Source organism: Blastococcus sp. TF02A-35, from assembly GCF_004571075.1.
Classification (GTDB): Bacteria; Actinomycetota; Actinomycetes; order Mycobacteriales; family Geodermatophilaceae; genus Blastococcus.
The window spans coordinates 1-22681 of record NZ_SPQP01000009.1 but is presented as its reverse complement, the minus strand read 5'-3'; the positions used below and the strand labels follow the sequence as shown (position 1 = coordinate 22681).

Sequence of the window (22681 nt, the reverse complement as noted above, 5' to 3'; positions counted from 1 at the left end):
TGCGCTGACGACCGCTGGACGACGCCCCCGGGCTGTCTCCCGGGCTGTTGCGAGGCCCGGTTCTGCTGGCCGCGTCGGCGCTGGAACCGATCCCGCGACACCGAACCGGGACGGGCGCGAGGCGGCGACACCGCTGCCGCAGCCGGTCCCCCAGCAGACCAGAGGCGATTGCACTGACCTCCACCGAGAACACCCCCACCGACACCACCCCCACCGAGACCGCCGCGCTCGACCACTCCGAGAGCGGCGCCCCCGCGCCCGAGGAGCTCGAGCAGGTCGTCGAGGAGCTCGGCGGCGCACCCGTCGCCGAGGACAGCCCGCTGTTCAGCGACTTCGACGTGCACCCCGACATCGTCTCGGCGCTGGCCGACGCGGGGATCACCCGGACCTTCGCCATCCAGGAGCTCACCCTCCCCCTGGCGCTGGCCGGCAACGACCTCATCGGCCAGGCCCGCACGGGCACCGGCAAGACCCTCGGCTTCGGCGTCCCGCTGCTCACCCGCGTGACCCCGCCGAGCGAGGGCGCCGACGGCGTCCCGCAGGCGCTGGTCGTCGTCCCCACCCGCGAGCTGTGCGTGCAGGTCGCCCGCGACCTCGGCACCGCCGGCGCCACCCGCGGCCTGCGGGTGCAGGCCATCTACGGCGGCCGCGCGTTCGAGCCGCAGATCGAGGCGCTGAAGAAGGGCGTCGAGGTCGTCGTCGGTACCCCCGGCCGGCTGCTCGACCTGGCCCAGCGCGGTGACCTGATCCTCGGCAAGGTGCGGGTGCTCGTGCTCGACGAGGCCGACGAGATGCTGGACCTGGGCTTCCTGCCCGACATCGAGCGGATCCTCGCCATGGTCCCGGAGAAGCGGCAGACGATGCTCTTCTCGGCCACCATGCCCGGCCCGATCGTCACGCTGTCGCGGTCGTTCATGACCCAGCCGACCCACATCCGGGCGCACGGCAACGACGAGGGCTCGACGGTCCCGCAGACCACCCAGTTCATCTACCGGGCGCACAACCTGGACAAGCCCGAGCTGCTCTCCCGCGTGCTGCAGGCCCGCGGCCGCGGCCTGGCCATGGTCTTCTGCCGCACCAAGCGCACCGCCCAGAAGGTCGCCGACGAGCTGGTCGACCGCGGGTTCGCCGCGGCCGCCGTGCACGGCGACCTCGGCCAGGGCGCTCGCGAGCAGGCCCTGCGCGCCTTCCGCAGCGGGAAGGTCGACGTCCTGGTGGCCACCGACGTCGCCGCCCGCGGCATCGACGTCACCGGCGTCAGCCACGTCGTGAACTACCAGTGCCCCGAGGACGAGAAGACCTACGTGCACCGCATCGGCCGCACCGGCCGCGCCGGGAGCACCGGCGTCGCGGTCACGCTGGTCGACTGGGACGACATCCCGCGCTGGCAGCTGATCAACAAGGCGCTCGACCTCGACTTCGCCGACCCGCCGGAGACCTACTCGACCTCGCCGTGGGTCTACACCGACCTCGACGTGCCCGAGGGCGCCAAGGGCCGGCTGCCGCGCTCGCAGCGGACCCGCGAGGGGCTGGAGGCCGAGAGCCTCGAGGACCTCGGCGAGACGGGCAAGCGCAACCGCCCGGCCCAGTCCGGCGGCCGCGGGGACTCCCGCGGGCCCGGCGGGCGCACCGGCGACGAGGAGAAGCCCGCCGGCGGCGGCAAGAGCCGTCCCCGCCGTCGCACGCGTGGCAGCGGCTCCGGCGACGCCGACGCCCCGGCGCAGCCGTCGGCCCCGGCCGGCGAGGCGGGCGCGGGCTCCGGCGAGGCAGCCGGTGAGGGCGGCCCGAGCCGTCCCCGCCGTCGCCGCCGCCGGGGTGGTGCGGGTCGCGGTGGCTCGGCCGCCGCGGCCGGCGCCGAGCCCGGCACCGACTGACCCCGCCACCGGTGTCCCGCCCGGGGCTCCCGCCCCTGCGGGTCTGGGTCTGGACGGCCGCCACCCTGGCGCTGGCCGTCGTCGCCGCGCTGCTCTGGCGCGGCTCCGACGCAGCCGCCACCTCCAGCACCACCGCGGCGCCGGCCGACGCCCCCGACGGGGCGCCGGCCGGCGCCGTCTCCGAGGCCTGGTCCGCCGCCGGCGACCCGGTCCCGGGCGCCGTCGTCCAGGACGGCCGCGTGCTGCTCGGCTCCCCGCACGGGGTCCGGGCGCTGGACCCGCTCACCGGTGAGGAGGCCTGGCACTACACGCGCGGGAACGCCTGGCTGTGCGGTCTCACCGCGACCGACGGCGTCGCGGTCGCGGTCTTCCGCACCGCGGACCGCTGCGACGAGGCGGTCGCGCTCGACGCGGGCACCGGCGTCCGGACGTGGACCCGGAACGTGAACTTCCGGGCCGACGCGACGCTGACCTCGACCTCGCGCATCGTGCTGGCCACCAGCCCCACGGGCGTGGTCACCCTGGACCCGACCGGCAACGGGCTGCGCTGGCGCTGGCCCGTGCCGCCGGGCTGCCGGCTGCTGGACGGCTCGGCCGGTGAGGCCGGTGTGGCCGTCCTGTACCGGTGCCCGGAGGTCCGGGCCGTCCAGCTGCGCCTGGTGGACGGCTTCGACGGCAGCGAGCACTGGACCCGCGACGTCGTGGCGGGCGAGCAGGAGGAGGTCGCCCTGCTGGCGGCCGACCGGCTCGTGGGCGTGCGGGCCGGCAACGAGGCCCGCCTCTTCGCCTCCGCCGACGGCACCCTGCTGACGACGCTCCCCACCGGGGCGGACGGCGCGGTCCGGCAGACCTCGGCACCCGCCGCCACGGTGGTGCTCGCCGACGGGCGGCTCACCGCGCTGGACCCGGTGTCCGGGCAGCGGCTGTGGGAGGTCCCCGCCTCGGGCCTGCCGGACGTCGCCGCCGGCGCCACCTCGCTGGCCGTGCCCGACGGCGGGGCCGTCGTCCTCCGGGACCCGGTCACCGGCGCCGAGGTGGGCCGCACGACAGCGGAGGGGCTCCCCCCGGGGGGCACGGTCGCCGTGACCGGCCCCGTGGTCGTCCTCCGGCTGGACGACCGGGTGCTGGGCCTCCGCTAGACCCCCTCGCGGCACCGGCGCCGGGATCGGGGTTCACTGGGGACCATGGTCCTGCCCGGCGGCTCCGATGCCCTCCCCGTTGACCTCGCCATCGCCCCCGACGACCTGCGGCAGCTCGCCGAGCACGACGCGGCGGCCCGCACCTTCCCGGGAGGGGCGGGCCCCCTGGCCGCCCTGGACACCGGCGGCGACGCCGCGCGCGGCACGGTGCTGATGGTGGCGGGCTACACCGGCAGCAAGGAGGACTTCGCGCCCCTGCTCCGCCCGCTGGCCGAGGCCGGCTACCGCGTGGTGGCCATCGACCAGCGCGGGCAGTTCGAGTCGCCCGGGCCGGACGGCCCGGCCGAGTACACCGTGGAGATCCTCGGCTCGGACGTCGTCGCGGTGGCCCGCGTCCTGCTCGAGGAGTCCGGCGGGCCGCTGCACCTGGTCGGCCACAGCTTCGGCGGCCTGGTGACGCGTGCCGCGGTGCTCGCCGAGCCGGAGCTGTTCACCTCGTTCACCCTGCTGGGCTCCGGCCCGTCGCGGCTGACCGGGCGCCGCGCCGACCTGCTCGACCACCTGGCCCCGCTGCTGGACGCCGGTGGCGTGCCGCTGGTGCACGAGACGCTCGAACAGGTGGCCATGACCGACCCCAAGGCGCAGGCGGTGCCGGCCCCGACCCGCGAGTTCTACACGCGGCGGTTCCTGCGCAACTCCGCCGCCGGGCTGCGCGGCATGGCCGACGCGATGCTCGCCGAGCCCGACCGGGTGGCCGAGCTCAAGGCCACCGGCGTCCCGCTGCTGGTGGCGCACGGCGAGGCCGACGACGCCTGGCTGCCGCACGTGCAGGCCGACATGGCGCAGCGCCTGGGCGCCCGCCACGAGGTCATCGACGGCTCGATCCACTCCCCCGCCGTCGAGAACCCACCACGCACCCTCGAGGTGCTGTGCGACTTCTGGGCCGGCGTGGTCCCGGCATGACCCCGCTGCCGCGCGAGTGGACCGCCGAGGAGGACCGGCTGGGCTTCTTCGGCCCCGGCAGCGTGACCTGGCGGGTGCACGCCGACCCGTCGTTCTCCATCGGGGGGCTGCGCGCCCTGCTGCTGCAGGCCCTGCACCCGGTCGCGATGGACGGCGTCGCGCGGTTCTCCGGCGCCTTCCGCGACGAGCCGTGGCCGCGGCTGATCCGCACCGCCGCCTACGTGGACACCATCACCTTCGGCACCCGCACCGAGGCCGTCCGCGCGGTGGCCCGCGTGCGGGGCATCCACCGGCGGCTCGGCGGCGTCGAGGAGACCACCGGGCGGGAGTACCGGGTCGACGACCCGGACCTGCTGCTGTGGGTGCACTGCTGCGAGGTCGACTCACTGCTGACCGCCGCCCGCCGGGGCGGGCTGGAGCTCTCCGACGACGACGCCGACCGCTACGTCGCCGAGCAGGTGACCGCCGCGGAGCTGGTGGGGGTCGAGCGGGCCGACGTGCCGTCGTCGGTCGCGGAGCTGGCCGCGTACTTCGAGCGGGTGCGGCCGCAGCTGGCCGCGACCCCCGCCGCGCAGGACGCCTACCGGCTGGTGCTGCTGCCGCCCATGCCCACCTGGGTGCGGTACCTGACCCCGGCCCAGCCGGCCTGGGGCGGGCTGGCGGCGCTCGCCGTCGCGCTGCTGCCGTCCTGGGCGCGGCGCATGTACTCGCTGCCCGGCCTCGCCCTGACCGATGCGGCGGCGACCGCCGCCGTGCGGGCGTTCCGGCAGGCGACGCTCCGCCTGCCACGGGCCGCCCGCCGCTCCCCCATCGTCTGGGCCGGCATCGACCGGGTCGCCGGCTCCGAGCAGCTCAGCGCCTGACCAGCTGGGCCCTGGCCGCGGCGAGGACGGCCTCGGCGACCCGGTCCAGCGCCGGCGAGTGCAGCCGCCACTGCTGCCAGTGCAGGACGACGTCCGTCGCGCCGTCGGGGTCCAGCTCCACCAGCTCCGGGCCGTCGGCCGTCTGGGCCAGCTGGAGGTCCGGGACGGTGCCCCACCCCATGCCGAGCTGCACCGCGCGCACGTAGTCGGCCGACGAGGGGACGTGGTGCACCAGCGGCCGGGTGATCCCCCAGCGCCGCAGGTAGGCGTGCTGGAGGTCGTCCTCCCGGTCGAACACGACCACCGGCGCGACGGCGAGGGCGCCGGCCGTGACGCCCTCGGGGAACCACCGGCGGACGAAGGCCGCCGTCGCCATCGGCCGGTACCGCATGGCCCCCAGCGGGACGACCCGGCACCCGGGCACCGGCTCGGACTCGGCCGTGACAGCTGCCATGACGGTCCCGTCGCGCAGCAGGTCCCCGGTGCGCTCCTGGTCGGCGCGGTACAGGTCGAAGCGGTGGTCCTCCGACAGCGGAGCGAGCGCCGGGAGCACCCAGGTCGCCAGCGAGTCCGCGTTCACCGCGATCGGCACGGTGACCGGGCCGGCACCGGCGCCGTCGGTGTGCAGCTCGCGGGCGGTGTCGGCGGCGAGCAGCTCGACCTGGCGGGCCAGCCGCAGCACCGCCGCGCCGGACGGCGTGACCCGGACCGGCTTCGCGCGCACCAGCAGGACCCGGCCGGTGGCGGCCTCGAGCGCCTTGATCCGCTGGCTCACCGCCGACGGCGTCACGTGCAGCCGCCGGGCCGCGCCGTCGAGCGAGCCGGCGTCCACCGCCGCGGCCAGCGCCCGGAGCTGCCCGGCGTCGAGGTCCACGTAAGCAACGCTACAGCTGCCGAAGAATCATGAGCTGGGCTTCCGGCTCGCCCGTGCCTACCGTGGCGGCGTGCTCTCCTCGACCGCCTGGACCGCCGTCCTCGCCGGCCTCGGCCTCGGGCTGTCGCTCATCATCGCCATCGGTGCCCAGAACGCGTTCGTGCTCCGCCAGGGGCTGCGGGTGGAGCACGTCGGCGCGGTGGTCGCCGTCTGCGCGCTCTCCGACGTGGTCCTCATCTGCGCCGGGGTGCTCGGTGCCGGGGCCCTCCTGCTGAGCCGGCCCGGCCTGCTGACCGCGGTCTGCTTTGCCGGCGCGGCGTTCCTCCTGGTCTACGGCGCGATGGCGGCACGGCGGGCGCTGCGCCCGGCCGGTGCGCTCGCCGCCGACGAGTCCGGTGCACGCACCGCCCTGGCGGTCACCGTGGCCACCTGCCTCGGGCTGACCTGGCTCAACCCGCACGTGTACCTGGACACCGTGGTGCTCCTCGGCTCGCTGTCCACCACCTACGCCGAGGACCGCTGGTGGTTCGCGGCCGGCGCCGCCGTCGGCAGCGCGGCCTGGTTCACCGGCCTCGGGTTCGGCGCGCGCCTGCTGCGGCCGGTCTTCGCCCGGCCGGCGGCGTGGCGGGTCCTGGACGCCGTCATCGCCGTCGTCATGACCGCGCTGGGCGTCTCGCTCGCGGTCCGCGGGCTCTCAGGCGGCTGAGCCGTCGTCCTCGGGCAGGAACGCCCACGGCTCGCGGGCGGGGACGGCGGCCTGGCCGGTCGGGCAGCTGGGCCGGAAGTCGCACCAGCCGCACTGCACGCCGGGCACGGCGGGGAACGCGGCGTCCGCGTCCTCCCCGGCCGCCGCGGCCGCCATCGCCGCCTGGATGTCGATCGCCACGTCCTCGGCCCGGCGGGCGTGGTTGGCCAGCGACCGCTCGGTGTGCTCGAAGGAGGCCACCGTGCCGGTGGGCACGTGGTGCAGCTCCACCCGGCTGCACGGCCGGCGCATCGTGCGGCGGACGGCGAGCACGTACAGCGCGAGCGCCTGGGAGCCCCGCGCCTCGTCGTCGGTGCTCGGCGAGCGGCCGGTCTTGTAGTCCACGACGACCAGCTCGTCGCCGCGCTCGTCGATCCGGTCCACCCGGCCCGACAGCGTCATCCGCTCGGTCGTGGTGCTCACCGTGCGCTCGCGCGACCGCGGCTCGTCGGTGGGGTCCACGCCGGAGAGGTAGTCGGTGAGCCAGCCGGCCGCCCTCGCCCTCCAGCGGTCGGACTGCGCGTCGTCGCGGAACCCCGCCGGCGTCCACGCCGCGTACAGCAGCTGCCGGGCCGCCCCCGGCGTGCGCCGCTCGACCGGCAGGTCCCACCACGAGGAGAGCACCTGGTGCAGCGCCGTGCCGACGGTGTGGTGGGCGAACCGGGGACCGCGCGGCGGCACCGGCCGGTCGACGTTGGCGAACCGGTAGCGGCGCGGGCAGTCGGAGAAGTCCGCCAGCGACTTCGGGGAGGCGCGCAGCAACCGGCGCGGCATGCCGGGCAGCACGGCCTCACCGCCGTCCGTCGGGTTGCGCATGCCGCCACGGTAGCCGCGGCCGCCGACGGTTCAGCCGCGCAGGAGGGCCGTCCCCGTCCCGGCGGCCAGCAGCCGCTCGAACTCCGCCGGGTCGGTCGTGCAGGCGCCGATCGGCGTCGTCTTGTTGCTGCCGTGGTAGTCGCTGGAGCCGGTGACGACCAGCCCCAGGTCCGCGGCCAGGCCTCGCAGCTGCGCCCGCTCCGCCTCGTCGTGGTCGGGGTGGTCGACCTCGAGACCCAGCAGGCCCGCCTCGGCCATCGCGGCCACCGCCTCGTCACCGACCACCCTGCCCCGCTTGGTGGCCAGCCCGTGCGCGAAGACCGGCACTCCCCCGGCCGCCCGCACCAGCGCGATGCCCTCGCGGACGTCGGTGTCGGCCTTGGCCACGTAGTAGGGGCTGCGGTGGTGGAGCAGGGTCGCGAACGCCTCCTCGACCGAGCCGACCACCCCGCCGCGGACCAGCGCGCCGGCGATGTGCGGCCGGCCCACCACCCCGCCGCCGGCGTGCGCCACCAGCTCGTCCCAGTCGACCGGGTGCCCGTCGGCCGCCATCGCCCGCACGATCCGCTCGGCGCGGCTGAGCCGCTCGTCCCGCAGCCGGGCGCGCTCGGCGGCGAAGACCGGGTGCACGGGGTCGAAGAGGTAGCCGAGCAGGTGCACGCTGATCGGCGGCTCGTCGTCGGGGAACCAGCGGCAGGACAGCTCCATGCCGGGGACGACGGTCAGCCCGGGCGGGCGGGCCGCCTCCGCGGCCGCCCAGCCACCGGTGGTGTCGTGGTCGGTCAGCGCGACGACGTCGAGGCCGGCGGCGCGCGCGGTCGCGAGCAGCTCGGCGGGGCTCTCGGTGCCGTCGGACACGGAGGAGTGGGTGTGCAGGTCGATCCGCATCACCGCCCAGCCTGCCGCACCGCGCCGCCGGCCACCCGGCGGGTCAGGCCTGCTGCGGCGGGAGACCGGTGATCGGCTCGGTGTCGCGCCGGGCCGGGCGCTGCGGCTCCACGTTGCCCTCGTCGTCGCCCCCGGAGGCGGCGCCGCCGTAGTCGCTGGTGAACAGCAGCTTGCTCACGTCCTTGTACAGCGTCCCGGCGTCGGGGAGGAACGTGATCTCCGACAGCGCCTGCTGCTGGCCGGCCGACTCGAAGCGGAAGGTGCCGTAGCCGAGCAGCTGGCCGAACAGCGTCTCCTTCCACGTCAGGTCGGTGATCCGGCGCAGCGGGAGCAGGGTGACGGTGCGGACGATGACGCCGGAGGTCAGCAGCACCCGCCGGGTGCTGACGATGAAGTGCCGCATCCACCACTCGCCGATGCGCAGGGCGTACACGACCAGCGCCCCGAGGACGACCAGCATGCCGACGGTGCTGGTGACCCGGTTCTCCGGGTCCAGCAGCAGCAGCCAGCCGCCGAGGAGGAACACCGGCAGGAAGCGCACCGTCGGCCCGATCAGCACCGCCCAGTGCCGGCGGGTGGCCACCACCGCCGTCTCGTCGGGCAGCAGGTACTTCTGGACGTCCTTGGCCGCCCGGGTCGGGAGCGCCTCCGGGGTCCCCACGGGTCAGACCAGGGAGCCGACGAACTCCGACAGCGACGACGCCGCGCTGCCCAGCGCCTCACCGGCGTTGCGCACGAGCTCGGCGGAGGCCTCCGGCTGCTGGATGACGTAGAAGAGCACGAAGGCGACGACCACCCAGGTGAGGACCTTCTTGAGGTTCACCGCCACCTCCAGGGGTGCGAGTGCAGGGGCGGGACCAGCCCGCGCGGACAGCCCGCCGGGTGCGGCGGACGCGTTCGTCCCATGAGTAACACAGGCCCCAGGGCCACTCCGGCAGGCGCGCCGATCATGGGGCGGCCCACCCGGTTCCGGAGACGGGCCGGTCACGAGCCGGGCAGCAGGTGCTCCCCCGGCGGGCCGAGCGGCAGGTCGGGGTAGATGCGATCCCGCAGGTCCAGCAGCTCCAGCTGCTCGGCCAGCAGCCAGGCGGCGTTCATCGGCCACATGACCAGCCACAGCCAGACGCCGTAGGCCTCCCCCACGAACGCGGCGCGGTCGTCGGTCGTCGGGACCGTCCACAGCGGTGCCCGCTGGCCGGCCGCCTTGACGTCGACCGAGCTCGGGCCGGAGATGACGTCGCCGGGGTCCAGGCCGGGCAGGCCGGCGTACCCGCAGCCCACTCCGGTACCGGGCTCCTCGGCGACCAGGACCAGCTCGGCCGACCCACCGAGAGGGGCCGGTCCGGCACAGTCGACGACGATCGCCCGGGCCCCCGGCTCGCCACCCCAGGCCAGGCCGGTGACCGCCCAGCCGGACGGCATCGGGTCGGGCACCCACGCCGGGACGCGCGCGTCGGCGGTGACCGCCGCGATCGCGTCGTGCGCGACCAGGGCGGTGTGGTGCAGCGGTGTGACGGCGCCGTGCAGGTGGCACCAGGCGAGCGCCTCCGACCCGGTCCGGGCGGCCAGCAGCTCGCCGCACCGGGGGCAGACCGGGGAGGCGCTCATCGCAGACAACCGTCGCGGGAGCGGCGCCGCACGTCAAGCGCAGGGGCGCGCCGCGCTGCGTAGCCTCCCGGGGGTGGCCGCGGGCGAGCAGGACGACACCCGGCCGCTGGTGCCGTGCGTCGGGGGGATCGTGCACGACCGGGCGCACCGGCTGCTGGTGGTCCGGCGGGGCCAGGAGCCCAGCCGCGGCCTGTGGTCGGTGCCCGGCGGCCGCGTCGAGCCCGGCGAGACCCTCGCCGCGGCGGTCGAGCGCGAGGTGCTGGAGGAGACCGGCCTGCGCGTGCGGGCCGGCGCCGAGGTCGGCCGGGTGCGCATCGACGGCGGTGCCGCCGTCTACGACGTCGCGGACCTGGCCTGCGTGCTGCTCGACGATGCCGCGCCGGTGGCCGGGGACGACGCGACCGAGGCGCTCTTCGTGGACGCCGCGACGCTCACCGGGCTGGACTGCACGCCCGGGCTGGTGAAGACGCTGGCCGGCTGGGGCGTGCTGCCGGACTGACCGGCGACACGCCCCGGCCGCAGGTCAGCCGCGGGGCGTGGGCTCCGGGCGGCCCGGCTGCTCGCCGCCACGGGCCTCGCCGTAGGAGCGCTTGGGGACCATGACCTTGCGGCGGAAGATGCAGACGACGGTGCCGTCCTGCTTGTAGCCGATGGTCTCGACGTAGACCACGCCGCGGTCGTCCTTGGACTTCGACGGCGTCTTGTCCAGCACGGTCGTCTCGCCGTAGATGGTGTCGCCGTGGAAGGTCGGCGCCACGTGGCGCAGCGACTCGATCTCCAGGTTCGCGATCGCCTTGCCCGAGACGTCCGGGACGCTCATGCCGAGCAGCAGCGAGTAGATGTAGTTGCCGACGACGACGTTCTTGCCGAAGTCGGTGGTCTTCTCCGCGTAGTTCACGTCCATGTGCAGCGGGTGGTGGTTCATCGTCAGCAGGCAGAACAGGTGGTCGTCGTACTCGGTGACGGTCTTCCCGGGCCAGTGCTTGTAGACCGCGCCGACCTCGAACTCCTCGTAGTACCGACCGAACTGCATGTGCTCGCTCCCGACGTCGACGCTGACAGACGGGTCGTGATCTTACGGACGCGGCACCCGGCCGCACCCGCGGGCGGCCGGTGGCCGGGCCTCAGAGCAGCTCGAGCAGCGGGCCGATCTCCTGCGAGGCGTACCAGGCGAGCTCGTGCCCCTCGGCCTGGTCGACGACGAACTGCGACTCCTCGCTGCCCAGGTCGGCCTCCAGCACCACGTTGACCGCCTTGCGGACGTCGTCCTCGGCCTCGGCGTCGTCGACGTGCGCGCTGGCGACGTCCTGCATCCGCACCTCGTGCGAGAGCCGGGCCGCGCCGCGCTCGACGTGCGGGTCGTCCATCGGGGCGACCGCGTCGTCGGGGACGTCGGCGGCGACCACCACGCGGCGCCGGGGGGCCAGCGGGTCCAGGTCCAGCAGCCGCAGGCTCGCGCGGGCGGCGGTCAGCAGCGCGGCGTACTCCAGCTCCTCGGTGTCGGCCTCGGCGTCGCTCACCGCGTAGAACTCGCGCAGCTGCGGGGTCACCGCGAAGACCGTCTGCGGAGCGGGCAGCCGCCCCTCGTCGACCAGCGTCCGCAGCACGGTCGTCGTCGCCGGCAGGTACACGCGCACGCGGCTTCCTCCTTCGTCGGTGGAGGGAGACCGTATCCGCCCGCGGTGCGCGCACCGCCCGGCGGCTCAGGACGAGGTCTCGACCAGCTCCGCGACCTGCTGCTCGACGAGGTCGGCCAGCACGTCGACGTCGCCCACGCTGTCCCGGTCGGCGTTGAAGCCGAAGTACACCGTGCCGTCGTAGGACGTCATGCCGATGGACAGCCCCTGCCCCCGCGCCAGCGGGACGACCGGGAAGACCTCCAGCATCCGGCCGCCGGCCGCGTACAGCGGCACCTGCGGGCCGGGCACGTTGGTGACGACCACGTTGAACAGCCGGCGGGACAGCCCGCGGGCCGCCCGGGCACCGAGGGCGTGCAGGGTGGAGGGCGCGAAGCCGCTGAGCGCGATCAGGCTGTCGGCCCCGACGGACCGCCCGTGCTGGCTGGCCCCGCGCATGGCGTAGGTCAGCCGGGCCAGGCGCACCCGCGGGTTCGGCTCCCCCACCGGCAGGTCGACCAGGTGCGAGGTGACCCGGCTGCCGGCCTCCCCCTCCTCGTCCTGCACCGAGACGGGCACGAGCGCCCGGATCGTGGTCCCGGACACCACCGGCTCACCGCGGGACAGCAGCCACTCGCGCAGCGCGCCGGCGACCACGGTGAGCAGGACGTCGTTGACGGTGCCGCCGTGCGCCTTGCGCACGCGCTTGAGGTCGTCGAGGTCGGCGCAGGCGACAGCCACCCGCCGCTGCCGGCCCACGGGTGCGTTCATCGGGCTGTGCGGGGCGGGCAGGATCGCCGAGCGGGCGGTGCGCAGCAGGCCGCCGGCGAGCCCGCCGAGGCGGGCGGCGGTGGTCCGGGTGTCGGTCACCGCGGACCGGGCGGCGTCCACCAGCGTGCTCGGTCGCTGCCGGTACTCGTCCAGGGCGGACCGGACCAGCTCCAGCCCCGAGGGGAGCGGCTGCGGGCGCCACGGGACCGGCTCGGGCGCCGGCGCGTCCGGGGAGGGGTCCAGCAGCACCTGGCCGATGTCGACGGCGCTCAGGCCGTCCACCAGCGCCGGGTGGGTCTTGGTCACCACGGCGACGCGGCCGCCGGTCAGCCCCTCGACGAGGTAGGCCTCCCACAGCGGGCGGTTGCGGTCCAGCGGCCGGGAGTTCAGCCGCGAGACGAGGTCCAGCAGCTGCGTCGTGGTGCCCGGACGGGGCAGTCCGGACCGCCGCACGTGGTAGGCGATGTCGAACTCGGGGTCGTCGACCCACACCGGGTTGGCGAGCTGGCCGGGGACCTCCACGACCCGCTGGCGGTACCGCGGCACCAGGGACAGCCGGGCGGCCACGAGCGACTCGAGCGCGTCGAGCCCTCCGGGCGGCGCCTCGAGGACGAGGACGCCACCGACGTGCATGGGCGTCCCGGGCTCCTCCAGGTAGAGGAAGGACGCGTCCAGGGTGCTGAGCCGCTCGACCATCGTTCTCCTCACGGGCCGGGGCCTCACGCTACGACGCAGGACCGCTCCTCCGACACTCCGACGGTCACCCCGCCCGCCTGCGCCCGACGAGCCGGCGGCGGCCGGGGGCCGGGGCCCGCAGTCCCGCGAGCTCCGCGGCCAGACCGCGCAGAGCCTCCCGCAGCGGGGCGCCGGGCGCCACCTCGGCCAGCGTCCGGCCCGCGGCCAGCGCGGCGTCGGTCGCGCGCCGGTCCGCCGGGAGGAAGAACCGCGGCCGGTGGCCGGTGAACCGCTCGAGCGCCTCCGCGACCTCCTCGCGCGGGTCGCCCGGCACCGGCCCGCGCCGCAGCTGGTTGACCACCAGCACCGGCTCGACGTCGGGGAGCACCTCGCGCAGCTGGTCCAGGCCCCGCACGCAGCGCTGCAGCGCCACCGGGTCGGCCCCGGTCACGCACAGGACGGTGTCGGCCTCCTCCAGGACCGCCAGCGTCGCCCCGTTCCGGCGGGGCGCGGCGGTGTCGAAGGAGAGCTCCTCGTCGTCCTCGACGCCGAAGGCGCAGTCGACCACGGTGAGGTGGGCCAGGCGGCGCGCCTCCTCCAGCACGGTGGCCACGGCCGAGGGCCGCAGCTCCGGCCAGCGGTCCGCCCGGGCCAGGCCGGTGAGCACGCGCAGCTCCGGGCGGACCGCCCAGGCCAGGCGGGCCAGCCCCGCGGCGTCCAGCGTCCCCGAGCCCGCCAGACGGGCGGCGCCGGCCAGCCCCGGTGACTCGTCCAGGAGCCCGAGCACCTGGGCCACGACTCCGCCGTAGACGTCGGCGTCCACCAGCAGCGTGCCGGCCCCCAGCCGCGCCGCCTCGTCGGCCAGGCCCACCGCGACGGTCGTCCGCCCGGGCGCCCCGGTCGGCCCCCACACGGCGACCACCCGGCCGCGGCCCTCCGGCCGGGCCAGGGGCTCCTCCGGCTCGACCAGCACGGGGAGCGCCGCGCGCGGGTCCGCGACATCCCGGCCGGCGTCGGGCACCCCGGCGACCGCGTCGCGCAGTGCGGCGGCGATGACCTCGGCATCGGCGTCGGCCGGCAGCACCTGGGACACGCCGAGCTGGCGCAGCCGCTGCGCTGCCACCTCGTCCCCCGGCTCGACCAGCCCCACGACCGCGACGCCCGCGGCGTGCAGGCGGGCCACGGCCTCGCCGTCGAGCCGGCGCAGCTCGGCCGAGAGCAGCGCCGCCTGGCCGGTCCCGGTGGCCGCGGCGGCGAGCAGCTCGGCGACGTCCACGCAGCGCCGCACGACGGTCACCCCGTGCGCGTCGCGGTCCAGCGCCCCGACGAGCTCGGACTCCCAGCCCGCCCCGGTGACCGCGGTGAAGACCTGGACGGCCATCAGCCGACCGGCCCGGCCGGCGCGGGGGCCGGGGCCGGGGCGGGAGCCGGCGCCGTGGGCCGCGCCGCCGCTCCGGCCCGCGCCCGTTCGGCGGCGGCCGCCGACGTGTCGACCGAGTCGTGGGCGACGACGACCAGGGGACGCCCGGCGATCGCGGCCAGGAGGGCGGCGGGCTCGTCGGCGGGGACGCGGATGACCACCTGGACCGTCGTCGACGGGGTGGACAGCACGCCCTCGGCGTCGCCGGAGGTGGTCTGCACGGGGGCCCCGGAGACGACGAGCGCGACGCTGCCGACCCCCTGGCCGGTGGCCCCGGCGGCCGGGTCGCCCACGGCGTAGACGTCGATCAGCCGACCGTGGCGCAGGCCGGGGGGCACGTAGCCGGCCTGCACCGGGAGGGACAGCTCCACCAGGTCCGCCGGCTCCTCGAGCGCGGAGACCGGGAGCAGCTCGCCGGCTCGCACGGCGCGGGACAGCACCTGCCCGTCGGGCCGGGTGCTGCCCGACAGGTAGGCCTGCGCCGCGTCGTCCAGCCGGACGTCGACGACGACGAGGTCCGAGGCGTCCAGCTCGGTACCGGCGGCCAGGTCCTCCGCGGCGGTCCAGACCGGCACGGTGGTGTCGGCAGCGCTGACGACCCGCGCGCCGAGCAGCACCGAGCCGAGCACGAGCAGCACGCCCAGCACCAGGCGCAGGTCGAGCCAGGCGGGGGGCTTGACGCGCCGCGGCGTGGGCCCGGCCGGCAGGTCGGCGGCCGCCTCGGCGGGGACCGGGCTCCGGAGGGCGGTCACGGCACCTCACCTCTTCCAGCACGTCGTGCACCGGGAACCGGTGCGTTGACACGCCGTTGCGGAGCGCTGACGACGTTCGGGTGCAGATGATGCGGCACGGACCCGTTTCCGTGCATCCGCCATCCACACGAACGTGTGTGGACAGCCGCAGACGTTCCCCGGCGCGGCTGACACACTGGGCGGCGACCCGGATGGAGACGCAGATGCCCACGCCCCGCTTCCTGACCCTCGACGACGTCGCGGAGATCCTCAACGTCTCGTGGTCGCAGGCCTACGCGCTGGTCCGCCGCAAGGAGCTGATCGCCATCCAGATCGGCGGCCGGGGCCAGTGGCGGGTCGAGGTGGACGAGCTCGAGCGCTTCATCCAGCAGAAGTACGCCGAGGCGCGCGCCGGCACCGTGCCCGAGGAGCCCGCGGCCACGCCGTCCGAGACCCCGGCGGCCGAGCAGCGCGCCTGAGCGCTCAGTCCCACCCGGGCAGCAGCGTCCGCACCACCGCGACCGCGTCGATGACGAGCGCGTGCACCTCGCGGACCGCGCCGGACCGCCGCGGCTCGTCGGCCGGGTGCTCGGCCAGCTCCACGTAGTCGGCACCCACCCGGTCCAGGGTCCCGCCGAGGACCGTCCCGTCGTCCAGCACGACCTGGACGGGGCTGCGGTCGCGGGCCAGCCCGCGCAGCGCGCGGCGCAGGTCCAGCCGCGCCCGGACCGGCCCCTCGTCCTCCGGGGCGGCGCTGCGCCGCCCCAGCCCCGCGACGGCGCGCACGGCCGCCACCGACACCAGCTGGTCGCGGCCGTGGTCGTCGGCCAGGAGCAGCCAGTCGCTGCCCACCTCCGTGAGCACACCGCCCACGCGGCCGGCGCCGCGGCAGGTCACGGTGACCCGGGCCCCCACCGAGCCACCGAGCCGCTCGGCCAGCCGGACGGCTCCCATCTCCGCGCGGGCGCGCGAGGCCCACTCCGCCCGCTCCTGCGCGTCCTCCGCGGCCTCGAACTGCGCCTGCAGGTCCGCGAACAGCTGCTGCCACCGCATGCGCACAGCCTAGATCGACGCGGATACTTGCGTTTGCTGGCGTTTGCTTGCTTTAGTGTCGCGACGTCAACGATCGAGGAGGTGCGATGTCGATCCACCGGCTGCTCGGCACCGTCGTCGGCATGGCGGCCGTCGCTGCTCTGCTGGTGGCGCTGTCGCCCTCCGCCGGCGCGAGCGTCGCGGCCCTCGGCCGGCCGCAGGCCACCGCGGACGCCGCCGGTGCCGACGCCCTCGTGCTGCACGTCGTCGGCCTCCTGGCCTGGGCCGTCTGGGCCTGGGGGGCGGTCGGGCTGGCGCTGACGGCGGCCTCCGCCCTGCCCGGCCTCGCCGGCGGGCTCGCCAGCGGCGTGCTCCGCCGGGTCCTCCCCGCGGGTGCCCGCCAGGCCGCCGCCCTCGCCCTCGGGATCGGCCTCGGTGTCGCCCCGCCCGTCCTGGCGACGGCGGTGGTGTGGGCGGCCCCGGCCGCCGCGGCGGCGGAGGAGCCAGTCCCGGGCGCGGGCGTGCCGGACTGGCCGGGAGCGCCCTCGCCCACGGTGGCCCACGCCGGTCACGACGCCGGGTCGCTGCCGGACTGGCCGCAGGCACCGGTGGCCGGCGAGCACGTCGTCGTCCGCGGCGACTGCCTGTGGGACATCGCCGAGCGCCGCCTCGCCGACGCGTCCGGGACGGCGCCCGCTCCCGCGGACGTCGCGCGGGCCGTCCGGGCGTGGTGGCAGGCCAACGCCGACGTGGTCGGCCCGGACCCCGACCTGCTCCAGCCGGGCCAGGTACTGCGACCGCCGTCCGCCTGACCCGCCCGGCCCCCCGACCCCACCCACCCCGCAGGGAGAACCCCATGACCGCACCGACCCGCACGGCACCCGCCGCCCGCCCGGCCCTCCGGGTGGCCGTGGTCCCGACGCCCCAGCCACCCCTGGAGGAGCGACCGGCGCTGCGCCTGGTGCACCCGGGCCGGCCCACCCCCCGGCCGGCGTACCGGCCCGGCCCCCCTCCGCGGGAGACGCTCGCGGTCGCCCCGGCCGACGAGTTCGGCCCGGTCAGGTCCACCCGCTCCGAGCTGCCGCCCGCCGCGCAGGCCGGGCACCGCCTCGTCCGGACGGCGCTCGAGGCCCTCGCCGGCCGGCGGCCCCTGACGCACGTGCGCGACCTGACCTCGCCGGGCATCTACGCGGCGCTCTGCGGCGGTCGCCGCCCCGCCTGGTGCGCCGAGGGCAGCGCCCCGCTGGTCGTCGGGCGGATCCGGGTGTGCGAGCCGGTCGACGGGGTGGCCGAGGTCAGCGCCGTGGCCCACCGGGGTGGGCGGGCCCACGCGGTCGCCGCACGCCTGGAGGGCGTCGACGGCCGCTGGCGCTGCACGGTCCTGCAGATCGGCTGAGACCGCACACGACGGCGCCCCCGACGACCGGGTCGTCGGGGGCGCCGTCGTGCGGTGCGCCGCTCAGCTGCCGGCAGCTCCGTGGCACTGCTTGAACTTGCGGCCCGATCCGCAGGGGCAGGGCGCGTTGCGCGGCGTCTCCTTGGAGCCCACCACGGTCGCGCTCTTCGCCGCCTTGGCCTTGCCGCCCTCGGACGCCGAGGCGTCGAGGCTGGGCGCGGAGTAGGTCAGGTTCTGCTGGGCCCGGCGCGGCTCGTCCAGCCCCTTCACCGACAGCGTCGGCGCCGCACCGGTCTCGGCAGGAGCCGCCTCGGCCGGCGCGGGCTCGGCCGGCGTGGCCGGCGCCGCCTCGGCGGTGGACCGCCGGGCGGTGGCCGCAGCAGCCTTGCCGGTGGTGGCCGTGGCGGCGGCCTGGCGGGCCAGCACCTTCGCCGTCCCCGCCTGCGCGGCGGCGAGCGCCTTGGCCTCCGCCTCGTCCTGCTTGGCCTTGGCCTCCGCCTCCTGCTCCTCCTTGGTCTTCACCTCGAGGTTGAACAGGAAGCCGACCGACTCCTCCTTGATGCCGTCGAGCATCGCGGTGAACATGTCGAAGCCCTCGCGCTGGTACTCCACGACGGGGTCGCGGTTCGCCATGGCGCGCAGGTGGATGCCGGCCCGCAGGTAGTCCATCTCGTAGAGGTGCTCGCGCCACTTGCGGTCCATGACCGACAGCAGCACCCGGCGCTCCAGCTCCCGCATGACCTCCGCGCCGAGCTTGCCCTCCCGCTCCTCGTACGCCCGGTGGACGTCGTCCAGCAGCGCCTGCTTGAGCGCGGCCGGGGTCAGGTCGGACTGCTCGCCACCGGCCTGCTCGACCAGCTCCTCGATCGTGATCCCGACCGGGTACAGCGCCTTGAGCGCCGTCCACAGCTGCTCGAGGTCCCAGTCCTCCGCGTAGCCGGTCTCGGTGGCACCGTCGGCGTAGGCACCGATGACGTCGTCGACCATCGCCCGCACCTGGTCGTGCAGGTCGGCGCCGTCGAGCACCTTGCGGCGCTCGTCGTAGATGACCGTGCGCTGGCGGTTGAGGACCTCGTCGTACTTGAGGACGTCCTTGCGGACCTCGAAGTTCTGCTGCTCCAGCTGCGTCTGGGCCGAGCGGATCGCCCGGGTGACCATCCTGTGGGTGATCGGCTCGTCGTCGGGCACCCGGAGGGTGTTCATCATCGACTCGAGCATCGGGCCGTTGAACCGGCGCATCAGGTCGTCACCGAGGGAGAGGTAGAAGCGGGACTCCCCCGGGTCGCCCTGGCGGCCCGACCGGCCGCGCAGCTGGTCGTCGATGCGCCGGCTCTCGTGCCGCTCGGTGCCGAGCACGTACAGGCCACCGGCCTCGGCGACCGCCTCGTGCTCGGCCTTCACCTGGGCCTTCGCCGCGACGAGCGCCTCGTCCCAGGCCGCCTCGTACTCCTCCGGCGTCTCCGCCGGGGACAGGCCGCGGGCGCGCAGGGCCTCGTCGGCGATGAACTCCGCGCTGCCGCCGAGCTGGATGTCGGTACCGCGGCCGGCCATGTTCGTGGCGACGGTGACCGCACCCGGGCGGCCGGCCTGCGCGATGATCGACGCCTCGCGGGCGTGGTTCTTCGCGTTCAGCACCTCGTGCGGGATGCCGCGCTTGAGCAGGTACTTCGCCAGGATCTCGGACTTCTCGACGCTGGCCGTGCCCACCAGCACCGGCTGGCCGGCCTCGTGCCGCTCCGCGATGTCCTCGACGACGGCGTCGAACTTCGCCTTCTCCGTCTTGTAGATGACGTCGGCCTGGTCCTGCCGCACCATCGGCCGGTTCGTCGGGATCGGCACGACGCCCAGCTTGTAGGTCTGGTGCAGCTCGGCGGCCTCGGTCTGGGCCGTACCGGTCATCCCGGACAGCTTCTCGTAGAGCCGGAAGTAGTTCTGGAGGGTGATCGTGGCGAGCGTCTGGTTCTCGTCCTTGATCTTCACCTTCTCCTTGGCCTCGATGGCCTGGTGCATGCCCTCGTTGTAGCGGCGGCCGGCCAGCACGCGGCCGGTGAACTCGTCGACGATGAGGACCTCACCGTTGCTGACGATGTACTGCTGGTCCTTCTTGAACAGCTCCTTGGCCTTGAGGGCGTTGTTCAGGTAGCCGATCAGCGGCGTGTTGACCGCCTCGTAGAGGTTGTCGATGCCGAGCTGGTCCTCGACGAACTCCACGCCCTCCTCGGTGACGGCGACCGTGCGCTTGGCCTCCTCCACCTCGTAGTGCACGTCGCGCTTCATCAACGGGACGATCCGCGCGAACTCCTGGTACCACTTGCCCGCCGTCTCGGCCGGGCCGCTGATGATCAGCGGGGTGCGGGCCTCGTCGATGAGGATCGAGTCGACCTCGTCGACGATGGCGAAGTGGTGGCCGCGCTGCACCAGGTCGGCCTTGTTCCAGGCCATGTTGTCGCGCAGGTAGTCGAAGCCGAACTCGTTGTTCGTGCCGTAGGTGATGTCGGCGGCGTAGTGCTCGCGCCGCTCGGCAGGGGTCTGGCCGGAGAGGATCGTGCCGACCGACAGGCCGAGGAACCGGTGCACCCGGCCCATCCACTCCGCGTCGCGCTTGGCCAGGTAGTCGTTGACCGTGACGACGTGCACGCCCTTGCCGGTCAGCGCGTTCAGGTAGGCGGGGAGGACACCGGTCAGCGTCTTGCCCTCACCGGTGCGCATCTCGGCGATGTTGCCCAGGTGCAGCGCCGCGCCGCCCATGAGCTGCACGCGGAAGTGCCGCTGGCCCAGCGTCCGGGTGGCCGCCTCGCGGACGACCGCGAACGCCTCGGGCAGCAGCGCGTCGAGGGACTCCCCGTCGGCGTACCGCTCCTTGAACTCGTCGGTCTTCGCACGCAGCTCGGCGTCGGAGAGGTCCGTGTAGTCGTCGGCCAGCGAGTCGACCGCATCGGCGATCTTGGACAGCCGTCGGACGAGCTTGCCCTCACCGGCACGGAGGATCTTCGAGAACACCACGTCCCCAGCGTAGGCGGCGCAGCTGGGAGCGCGGCCCCGTGCGGTCCGCGGCACACCACGCGCCCCATCCGTACGCTGCACCGATGGCGCGCGACCTCACCGACCCGGGCCCCGGTCTGCTGGAGTTCCTCACCGAGCGGCACCTCGCGACGCTGACCACGCTGCGCCCCGACGGCACCCCGCACGTGGTGCCGGTCGGGGTCACCTACGACGCCGCCACGCGGACCGCCCGGGTCATCACGTCCGGCTCGTCGGCGAAGGCGCGGCACGTGCGGGGCGGGCAGGGGCGCGTCGCCGTCTGCCAGGTCGACGGCGCGCGCTGGGCCACCCTGGAGGGGACGGCGGTGGTGCGCGACGACGCCGCCTCGGTGGCCGACGCGGTCGAGCGCTACGCCCGGCGCTACAAGCAGCCGCGGGAGAACCCGGCCCGCGTGGTCATCGAGATCTCGGTGGACCGGATCCTCGGCAACGCGTGACGATGGCGCGGTGGACCTCTCCGCCGTCGACCTGGTCACCGAGACCGTCCGCACCGAGCGGCTCGTGCTGCGGCCCTACCGGGCCGACGACGTGGCGCCGGTGCACCGGGCCTGCCAGGACCCGGAGATCCAGCGCTGGATCGGCCAGCTGCCGGTGCCCTACACGCGGGACTCGGCGAGGGCGTTCGTGGAGGAGGTCGCGCCCGGGGAGCGGTCCGCCGGGACCGGCCTGACCACCGCGGTGGAGGCCGACGGGGAGCTCGTCGGCTCCGCCGGCGCCTACCTGCGACCGGGACGCCTGGGCCCTGAGATCGGCTACTGGGTCGCGCCGTGGGCGCGCGGGCAGGGCTACGCCGCCGAGGCCGCGCACGCCCTGGCCGAGTGGGCGCTGGGCCTGGGCGCTCCCCGGGTGCACCTGTTCGTCGACGTCGGCAACGCCGCGTCCCAGGCGGTCGCGCGGCGCGCCGGCTTCCGCGACGAGGGCGTGGTGCGGGCCGCGCTGGACCACCGCGACGGCGGCCGGCGCGACGCCGTGCTGTTCGGCCGGCTGCCCGGCGACTGAGCGGGGCGCGGCCGGTGGCCGCGCCCCGCCCGGGTCAGACGGTCGCCGGCTGCGGCACCGCGGACGGCGTCTGCGCGGCGCCGTCCTGGGACACCGGCGCCAGCCGGATCAGGCCGTAGTCGTAGGCGTGCCGGCGGTAGACGACCGTCGGCTGCCCGGTGTCGGCGCACTGGAAGAGGAAGAAGTCGTGGCCGACCAGCTCCATCTCGTGGAGCGCCTGGTCGACGGTCATGGGCGTCGCGGGGTGGTGCTTCTCCCGCACGATCTGCCCGGGCAGGTGCTCGTCGAGGTCGGTGAGGTGCGGGCCGGCGGCCAGCTCGCGGTCCCGTTCCAGCTGCGCCTCGATGGCGAGCTCCGGGGCACCGCCGTCGAGCACGGCGCCGTTGAGCCGGACGCTCTCCGGGGTGCGCCGCCCGTGGTGGACGCGGCGCCGGTCGGCGGCCCGGCGGAGCCGGTTGTCGAGCTTGCCGGCGGCGAGGTCGAGGGCGGCGTAGAAGTCCGGGCCGCAGGCCTCGGCGCGGACCACGGGGCCCTTGCCCCTCAGGGTGATCTCCACCCGCTGGCAGTTGGCCGCCTGGCGGGGGTTCTTCTCGTGGAAGAGTTCCACGTCGATGCGCGAGAGCTTGGTGTCGAACCGCTCCAGCTGACCGACCTTGTCCTCCACGTGCTGCCGGTAGTGCTCGGGAACTTCGACGTTACGACCACGGACCACGATCTCCATGAGACCTCCCGGTTGGGACGGGCATTGGTCGCTTCGACGCTAGTCGCTCCTCCCCGGTCCCGACAGTCGATCGTGGTGGCCCCCGGGGACGTTCCCGGCCCGGTACCGGAGCGGCTCGGAGGTGCCCGGCCGAGGGGTCGCGGAGGGGCGCGGCGTGGCGGCGAGGACGGCCGCCAGCACCGCCGGCCCGCCCGCCCGGGCCCGGTCGGAGAGCACCGCGGCCGCGGCGCAGAGGGTGGCCCCGGTGGTGACGACGTCGTCGACGACCACCACCAGCGCGCCCACGGGGAGCCGCCCGCCGCGCGGGTCGGGGACGAAGGTGCCGGCCAGGTTGGCCCGCCGCTGGGCCGCGGTCAGGCCGGCGGAGTCGCGCACCCGCCCGCGACGGCGCAGCAGCCGGCGCTCGACCGCGGCGACCCCCTCCTGCCGGAGCCCGGCAGCGCCGCGCGGAGGAGGGTTCGTCGTGATCTGGTCGGTCGTGCTGGCCGCGTTCGTCCTGGTGCTCCCG

The 22681-nt window shown here is 75.7% G+C and carries 25 protein-coding genes and 1 pseudogene; 11 read left to right on the top strand and 15 right to left on the bottom strand.

What is annotated here, in order from left to right:
• Window positions 1-47: 47 nt before the first annotated feature.
• Genes E4P43_RS06315 through E4P43_RS06300 form a run of 4 tightly spaced genes read left to right on the top strand, consistent with a single transcriptional unit; the run spans window position 48 to window position 4839 of the window.
• Window positions 48-1874, top strand: a complete 1827-nt coding sequence (locus E4P43_RS06315; protein WP_245158963.1) for a DEAD/DEAH box helicase — start codon at window positions 48-50, stop codon at window positions 1872-1874.
• An 11-nt stretch (window positions 1875-1885) separates the two neighbouring features.
• On the top strand, window positions 1886-3013 hold the full coding sequence (locus tag E4P43_RS06310; protein ID WP_135144567.1) for a PQQ-binding-like beta-propeller repeat protein: 1128 nt from the start codon (window positions 1886-1888) through the stop codon (window positions 3011-3013).
• A 45-nt stretch (window positions 3014-3058) separates the two neighbouring features.
• Window positions 3059-3976, top strand: a complete 918-nt coding sequence (locus E4P43_RS06305; protein ID WP_135144566.1) for an alpha/beta fold hydrolase — start codon at window positions 3059-3061, stop codon at window positions 3974-3976.
• Entirely contained in the window at window positions 3973-4839 is an 867-nt protein-coding gene (locus tag E4P43_RS06300) for an oxygenase MpaB family protein (RefSeq protein ID WP_135144565.1), read from the top strand. Before E4P43_RS06305 ends, E4P43_RS06300 begins: the two co-directional genes overlap by 4 nt.
• Here the strand turns inward: E4P43_RS06300 and E4P43_RS06295 are convergent.
• The gene (locus E4P43_RS06295) at window positions 4829-5713 is read right to left on the bottom strand and encodes a LysR family transcriptional regulator ArgP (protein WP_135144564.1); all 885 of its coding nucleotides are present in this window, start codon (window positions 5711-5713) and stop codon (window positions 4829-4831) included. The genes E4P43_RS06300 and E4P43_RS06295 overlap by 11 nt on opposite strands.
• 70 nt (window positions 5714-5783) lie before the next feature.
• Between E4P43_RS06295 and E4P43_RS06290 the strand changes: the two genes are divergently transcribed.
• Window positions 5784-6419, top strand: coding sequence for a LysE/ArgO family amino acid transporter (locus E4P43_RS06290; protein ID WP_135144563.1), 636 nt, complete (start codon window positions 5784-5786; stop codon window positions 6417-6419).
• On the opposite strand, the gene E4P43_RS06285 is transcribed toward E4P43_RS06290, so the two are convergent.
• The 5 genes from E4P43_RS06285 to E4P43_RS06270 form a co-directional block, all read right to left on the bottom strand.
• On the bottom strand, window positions 6408-7274 hold the full coding sequence (locus E4P43_RS06285) for a PD-(D/E)XK nuclease family protein (protein WP_245158962.1): 867 nt from the start codon (window positions 7272-7274) through the stop codon (window positions 6408-6410). The genes E4P43_RS06290 and E4P43_RS06285 overlap by 12 nt on opposite strands.
• Before the next feature lie 30 nt (window positions 7275-7304).
• The gene (locus E4P43_RS06280) at window positions 7305-8162 is read right to left on the bottom strand and encodes a PHP domain-containing protein (protein ID WP_135144562.1); all 858 of its coding nucleotides are present in this window, start codon (window positions 8160-8162) and stop codon (window positions 7305-7307) included.
• A 43-nt stretch (window positions 8163-8205) separates the two neighbouring features.
• Window positions 8206-8823 carry a PH domain-containing protein gene (locus E4P43_RS06275; protein ID WP_135144561.1) on the bottom strand — a complete coding sequence of 206 codons (618 nt, stop codon included), beginning with the start codon at window positions 8821-8823 and terminating at the stop codon, window positions 8206-8208.
• A gap of 3 nt (window positions 8824-8826) precedes the next feature.
• Window positions 8827-8985, bottom strand: coding sequence for a hypothetical protein (locus tag E4P43_RS19820; protein ID WP_167759088.1), 159 nt, complete (start codon window positions 8983-8985; stop codon window positions 8827-8829).
• Between the two features lie 161 nt (window positions 8986-9146).
• Window positions 9147-9770 (bottom strand): DUF6758 family protein, encoded by a 624-nt coding sequence (locus tag E4P43_RS06270; RefSeq protein ID WP_135144560.1) that lies wholly within the window; start codon window positions 9768-9770, stop codon window positions 9147-9149.
• 73 nt (window positions 9771-9843) lie between these two features.
• On the opposite strand from E4P43_RS06270, the gene E4P43_RS06265 reads away from it, so the two are divergent.
• On the top strand, window positions 9844-10269 hold the full coding sequence (locus E4P43_RS06265) for an NUDIX domain-containing protein (protein WP_135144559.1): 426 nt from the start codon (window positions 9844-9846) through the stop codon (window positions 10267-10269).
• A 24-nt stretch (window positions 10270-10293) separates the two neighbouring features.
• Here the strand turns inward: E4P43_RS06265 and E4P43_RS06260 are convergent, their stop codons facing one another.
• The 5 genes from E4P43_RS06260 to E4P43_RS06240 all read right to left on the bottom strand — a co-directional run bounded on the left by E4P43_RS06260 (window position 10294) and on the right by E4P43_RS06240 (window position 15004).
• Complete coding sequence (locus tag E4P43_RS06260) at window positions 10294-10803, bottom strand: MaoC family dehydratase (protein WP_113798727.1); 510 nt, start codon at window positions 10801-10803, stop codon at window positions 10294-10296.
• A 91-nt stretch (window positions 10804-10894) separates the two neighbouring features.
• A complete protein-coding gene (locus tag E4P43_RS06255; protein WP_135144558.1) occupies window positions 10895-11407 on the bottom strand; it encodes a hypothetical protein in 513 nt (170 codons plus the stop codon).
• A gap of 66 nt (window positions 11408-11473) precedes the next feature.
• Window positions 11474-12853 carry a wax ester/triacylglycerol synthase family O-acyltransferase gene (locus tag E4P43_RS06250; RefSeq protein WP_135144557.1) on the bottom strand — a complete coding sequence of 460 codons (1380 nt, stop codon included), beginning with the start codon at window positions 12851-12853 and terminating at the stop codon, window positions 11474-11476.
• A gap of 64 nt (window positions 12854-12917) precedes the next feature.
• Window positions 12918-14213, bottom strand: coding sequence for a chromosome partitioning protein (locus tag E4P43_RS06245; protein ID WP_135144556.1), 1296 nt, complete (start codon window positions 14211-14213; stop codon window positions 12918-12920).
• Complete coding sequence (locus E4P43_RS06240; protein ID WP_135144555.1) at window positions 14213-15004, bottom strand: SAF domain-containing protein; 792 nt, start codon at window positions 15002-15004, stop codon at window positions 14213-14215. Before E4P43_RS06240 ends, E4P43_RS06245 begins: the two co-directional genes overlap by 1 nt.
• Before the next feature lie 203 nt (window positions 15005-15207).
• On the opposite strand from E4P43_RS06240, the gene E4P43_RS06235 reads away from it, so the two are divergent.
• Window positions 15208-15462 (top strand): helix-turn-helix domain-containing protein, encoded by a 255-nt coding sequence (locus tag E4P43_RS06235; protein ID WP_135144554.1) that lies wholly within the window; start codon window positions 15208-15210, stop codon window positions 15460-15462.
• Window positions 15463-15466: 4 nt separating this feature from the next.
• Here E4P43_RS06235 and E4P43_RS06230 read toward each other — a convergent pair whose 3' ends face one another.
• The gene (locus E4P43_RS06230; RefSeq protein ID WP_135144553.1) at window positions 15467-16036 is read right to left on the bottom strand and encodes a hypothetical protein; all 570 of its coding nucleotides are present in this window, start codon (window positions 16034-16036) and stop codon (window positions 15467-15469) included.
• A gap of 86 nt (window positions 16037-16122) precedes the next feature.
• Here E4P43_RS06230 and E4P43_RS06225 point away from each other — a divergent pair, with 86 nt between their 5' ends.
• Both E4P43_RS06225 and E4P43_RS06220 read left to right on the top strand, forming a co-directional pair.
• The gene (locus tag E4P43_RS06225) at window positions 16123-16827 is read left to right on the top strand and encodes a LysM domain-containing protein (protein WP_135144552.1); all 705 of its coding nucleotides are present in this window, start codon (window positions 16123-16125) and stop codon (window positions 16825-16827) included.
• A 44-nt stretch (window positions 16828-16871) separates the two neighbouring features.
• Window positions 16872-17411 carry an Rv3235 family protein gene (locus E4P43_RS06220; protein WP_135144551.1) on the top strand — a complete coding sequence of 180 codons (540 nt, stop codon included), beginning with the start codon at window positions 16872-16874 and terminating at the stop codon, window positions 17409-17411.
• 63 nt (window positions 17412-17474) lie between these two features.
• Here the strand turns inward: E4P43_RS06220 and secA are convergent, their stop codons facing one another.
• Window positions 17475-20414 carry a preprotein translocase subunit SecA gene (gene secA / locus E4P43_RS06215; RefSeq protein ID WP_135144550.1) on the bottom strand — a complete coding sequence of 980 codons (2940 nt, stop codon included), beginning with the start codon at window positions 20412-20414 and terminating at the stop codon, window positions 17475-17477.
• Between the two features lie 83 nt (window positions 20415-20497).
• Here secA and E4P43_RS06210 point away from each other — a divergent pair, with 83 nt between their 5' ends.
• Together E4P43_RS06210 and E4P43_RS06205 are read left to right on the top strand one after the other, a co-directional pair.
• On the top strand, window positions 20498-20890 hold the full coding sequence (locus tag E4P43_RS06210) for a PPOX class F420-dependent oxidoreductase (RefSeq protein WP_135144549.1): 393 nt from the start codon (window positions 20498-20500) through the stop codon (window positions 20888-20890).
• A 10-nt stretch (window positions 20891-20900) separates the two neighbouring features.
• A complete protein-coding gene (locus E4P43_RS06205) occupies window positions 20901-21452 on the top strand; it encodes a GNAT family N-acetyltransferase (protein WP_135144548.1) in 552 nt (183 codons plus the stop codon).
• Window positions 21453-21486: 34 nt separating this feature from the next.
• Here E4P43_RS06205 and raiA read toward each other — a convergent pair whose 3' ends face one another.
• Both raiA and E4P43_RS06195 read right to left on the bottom strand, forming a co-directional pair.
• Entirely contained in the window at window positions 21487-22173 is a 687-nt protein-coding gene (gene raiA / locus E4P43_RS06200) for a ribosome-associated translation inhibitor RaiA (protein WP_135144547.1), read from the bottom strand.
• A gap of 39 nt (window positions 22174-22212) precedes the next feature.
• Window positions 22213-22681, bottom strand: a pseudogene (locus E4P43_RS06195) (phosphoribosyltransferase family protein); the annotation flags it as partial.

Bases quoted from the DNA above. Each gene is read 5' to 3' on its own strand.
- E4P43_RS06305 (WP_135144566.1), top strand. From the start codon at position 3,059: ATGGTCCTGCCCGGCGGCTCCGATGCCCTCCCCGTTGACCTCGCCATC.
- E4P43_RS06300 (WP_135144565.1), top strand. From the start codon at position 3,973: ATGACCCCGCTGCCGCGCGAGTGGACCGCCGAGGAGGACCGGCTGGGC.
- E4P43_RS06285 (WP_245158962.1), bottom strand. From the start codon at position 7,274: ATGCGCAACCCGACGGACGGCGGTGAGGCCGTGCTGCCCGGCATGCCG.
- E4P43_RS06280 (WP_135144562.1), bottom strand. From the start codon at position 8,162: ATGCGGATCGACCTGCACACCCACTCCTCCGTGTCCGACGGCACCGAG.
- E4P43_RS06270 (WP_135144560.1), bottom strand. From the start codon at position 9,770: ATGAGCGCCTCCCCGGTCTGCCCCCGGTGCGGCGAGCTGCTGGCCGCC.
- E4P43_RS06260 (WP_113798727.1), bottom strand. From the start codon at position 10,803: ATGCAGTTCGGTCGGTACTACGAGGAGTTCGAGGTCGGCGCGGTCTAC.
- E4P43_RS06250 (WP_135144557.1), bottom strand. From the start codon at position 12,853: ATGGTCGAGCGGCTCAGCACCCTGGACGCGTCCTTCCTCTACCTGGAG.
- E4P43_RS06245 (WP_135144556.1), bottom strand. From the start codon at position 14,213: ATGGCCGTCCAGGTCTTCACCGCGGTCACCGGGGCGGGCTGGGAGTCC.
- E4P43_RS06235 (WP_135144554.1), top strand. From the start codon at position 15,208: ATGCCCACGCCCCGCTTCCTGACCCTCGACGACGTCGCGGAGATCCTC.
- E4P43_RS06230 (WP_135144553.1), bottom strand. From the start codon at position 16,036: ATGCGGTGGCAGCAGCTGTTCGCGGACCTGCAGGCGCAGTTCGAGGCC.
- E4P43_RS06225 (WP_135144552.1), top strand. From the start codon at position 16,123: ATGTCGATCCACCGGCTGCTCGGCACCGTCGTCGGCATGGCGGCCGTC.
- E4P43_RS06220 (WP_135144551.1), top strand. From the start codon at position 16,872: ATGACCGCACCGACCCGCACGGCACCCGCCGCCCGCCCGGCCCTCCGG.
- E4P43_RS06210 (WP_135144549.1), top strand. From the start codon at position 20,498: ATGGCGCGCGACCTCACCGACCCGGGCCCCGGTCTGCTGGAGTTCCTC.
- raiA (WP_135144547.1), bottom strand. From the start codon at position 22,173: ATGGAGATCGTGGTCCGTGGTCGTAACGTCGAAGTTCCCGAGCACTAC.